The 2387-nt window shown below is 57.3% G+C and carries 3 protein-coding genes; 2 read left to right on the top strand and 1 reads right to left on the bottom strand.

All coding sequences use genetic code 11. The features are described from left to right. A partial coding sequence (locus tag A3M7_RS50340; RefSeq protein WP_210164310.1) for a hypothetical protein occupies positions 1-367 on the top strand: 367 nt, incomplete at its 5' end. Between the two features lie 156 nt (positions 368-523). After that, complete coding sequence (locus A3M7_RS47945) at positions 524-790, top strand: DUF3551 domain-containing protein (RefSeq protein WP_084302866.1); 267 nt, start codon at positions 524-526, stop codon at positions 788-790. A gap of 275 nt (positions 791-1065) precedes the next feature. On the opposite strand, the gene A3M7_RS51445 is transcribed toward A3M7_RS47945, so the two are convergent. Continuing rightward, the gene (locus A3M7_RS51445; protein ID WP_156937108.1) at positions 1066-1986 is read right to left on the bottom strand and encodes a hypothetical protein; all 921 of its coding nucleotides are present in this window, start codon (positions 1984-1986) and stop codon (positions 1066-1068) included. Positions 1987-2387 lie beyond the last annotated feature (401 nt).

Below are 2387 nucleotides of genomic sequence, written 5' to 3'. Positions count from 1 at the left end.
AAATGGATGTTCACGACAGACAAGGCTCGCGCCAAAATGGCAGGCGCCTATCCCGCCACTTCCAAAGAGTCATAATCACTGTGACGAAGTACTAGAAGAGCTCGTTCAACCTTTCATGAGCCCTGTCAGGTCCCTTGGGATCGAGCAGCTGGAGCGCTACGCGATCTACGGCAGGCCTGAGACGGTGAATTTTCTACCGCTTCGGTCATTTGATAAGCTCGTCGTAGGGCTTGCCGCCGATCCGAACCGGCTCATTCCGGAGCGCGAGAGTTCTCAAGCTCGATTGATCCTTTGCCGCAGGGATTTTTCTGCCGCACATGTACCCCCCTCACCGCGCTGGAAAGATGCGTTCCTCTCCTACAAATAGCAGGAATGCTGCTCCAGGGAGCGCCGTCACGCTCGAGCTTCTTTCGCAGGCGTTCGCCGGACGGGCTGCGACCGGCTATTTGCCATTGATTAAGATCAAAACATCAGATGAGAATCCTCTATCCTTCAGCAAGACTTAACGGAGGTTAGAGGTCTCATGCGCAACCTTCTGTTTATCGGCGTGCTTGCACTTCCCATCCTTGTCGGCTTTGGATCGCCTTCGACCGCCGCTCAGCGGGGGCGGTCGTACGTCCCCCCGGCTCGGCAGGACATTTATTGCCTGCAGGGGCGTACCTGGGGATATCCGGGCAATTGCCAGTTCTCGACCTATGACCAGTGCATGGCCACCGCATCCGGCACCTACGCTTATTGCGGTATGAATCCGATCTACGCGTTCCAGCGACAGGGAGGACAATTGCGCTGATGTGTGATCGTCAAGCATGATCGAGACATTCCTCTAAGTATTGCTCATATAGATGGACGTTCCGTGCAAGGTTGAGAGACGTTGGACTTCCGCCTGATCGGACGTCCCCCGTGCGACTGCCATCGCGATGCTATCTCCTCAGATGCATCAAAACGCGAAGCAACAACGATTGGAACGCAGTGGCCCGTGGACGTCAGGCGCAGTCGCTCTTTAATTCAGACAGACATCTGCTTGTTGCGTTTTTGTCAGCTTCTTCTTCCATAGTGAATTAATGGCTATTCTACTTTGGGTAGTTTTGCACGTGGCGCTCCTAACGCGAAATCGACGCTATCGTTGCCTCCTGGAGAATGAGGGAGATCTCCAAATGCTAGATGCCCCCACCACTGCGCTCCTGCGGGTGGTCCTCGACGATGTCTGCAAAAATCTTTCCCGGTACGATACCGGTGCTCGCACCCATGTCGCCTCGACAATTCTGGAAGCTGCGACCACAGGTGAAATAAGTCCTGACCGCCTAAAACAGATCGGTCGCGATGCTCTTCCAAAGCCCCGGTGATGTGGCTTCGCGCGAAGTTGTCACTGAGATGTGACGAACTATTTCGCACCGATTTCGGCGGCACGCTCGCGTCAGCATCCGAGATCGGGAGGAGAATCCGTCGCCGCCGAAGGAGCGGATTTAGGCGCACCATCAAAGGTCGGGTTTCGAGCGCCTTGGAACGTGGCGCGATGGTGATCGCGATGGTGATGGGAAGGGCTGTCAAGACAACGCTTGATGCCGCTTCCAACGGCAGTCGGCGCGCACCTTCCGTTGAATACATGGCGAGGGCGAGGGCGATCACTTGGGAAAAAGCTTCGGCGGGAGCATAGTCCGGCAAGCCAAGAAATCCTCGCCCGATGCCGTTTTTGTTGAGTTCTATGCCGACGAGATGCTGTTCTCTCGATTGCGCCAGGGTCACTTCAAGACGTTGGGACGCCGAGGCGACGCCATCACGGAGCCAGCAGTCGGGAACATTGCTGTTAAGCTCGAAGCGGATTTCGCCGGTCGCGCCTACGAACCGGAGATGGCGCAGAGCGGGCATCACTTCGTCCTGAAGCTTTTTACAAAAGCCGCGCTTGGCGCGATAGTCCGCAATCTCCGCTTCGGTTCGCGGTTCCTTAAAATACGCCTGTAGCGCCGGCTCAAAAGCCGCGATGCTCACCCTTGGCCCGCAGGTAGGCTTTGTGCCATTGCGCAGGCGGCGCGTGCCCTCAGGAATAGAGGCGACTACTAGACTTAGTAGGTTTGTTCTTCCCGACTCTTAGCTAACTGAAGAGAGCCGTTTGGCAGATACGCCTAGTGCAACATAAGCCAGAACCACGACAGTCCAGGCTGTCCTGCAACCTTAAACCGTCGCAATCGGCCGCTGACAGAAAGGTGCAGCCGGACCGGGAGAAAACTCTATGCTGTTCGATTTAACCGCACTGCGCCACATCCCTCTTGCGCTGGCCCTACTTGCGTGCACCGTGATGGGGAGCGCCCGCGCCGACGATCCGCCGCCGCGTCCCGACGCCCCGACGCCGGTCGGCCAGAAGGGCGGGCCCGGCGCGCGCAGCGCCAGCG

This window comes from Bradyrhizobium sp. WSM2254 (assembly GCF_000472645.1).
In the GTDB taxonomy this organism is placed as follows: domain Bacteria; phylum Pseudomonadota; class Alphaproteobacteria; order Rhizobiales; family Xanthobacteraceae; genus Bradyrhizobium; species Bradyrhizobium niftali.
Note: the sequence above shows the minus strand (reverse complement) of the source record. Positions and strands in the feature narration are given on the sequence as shown.

Bases quoted from the DNA above. Each gene is read 5' to 3' on its own strand.
- A3M7_RS47945 (WP_084302866.1), top strand. From the start codon at position 524: ATGCGCAACCTTCTGTTTATCGGCGTGCTTGCACTTCCCATCCTTGTC.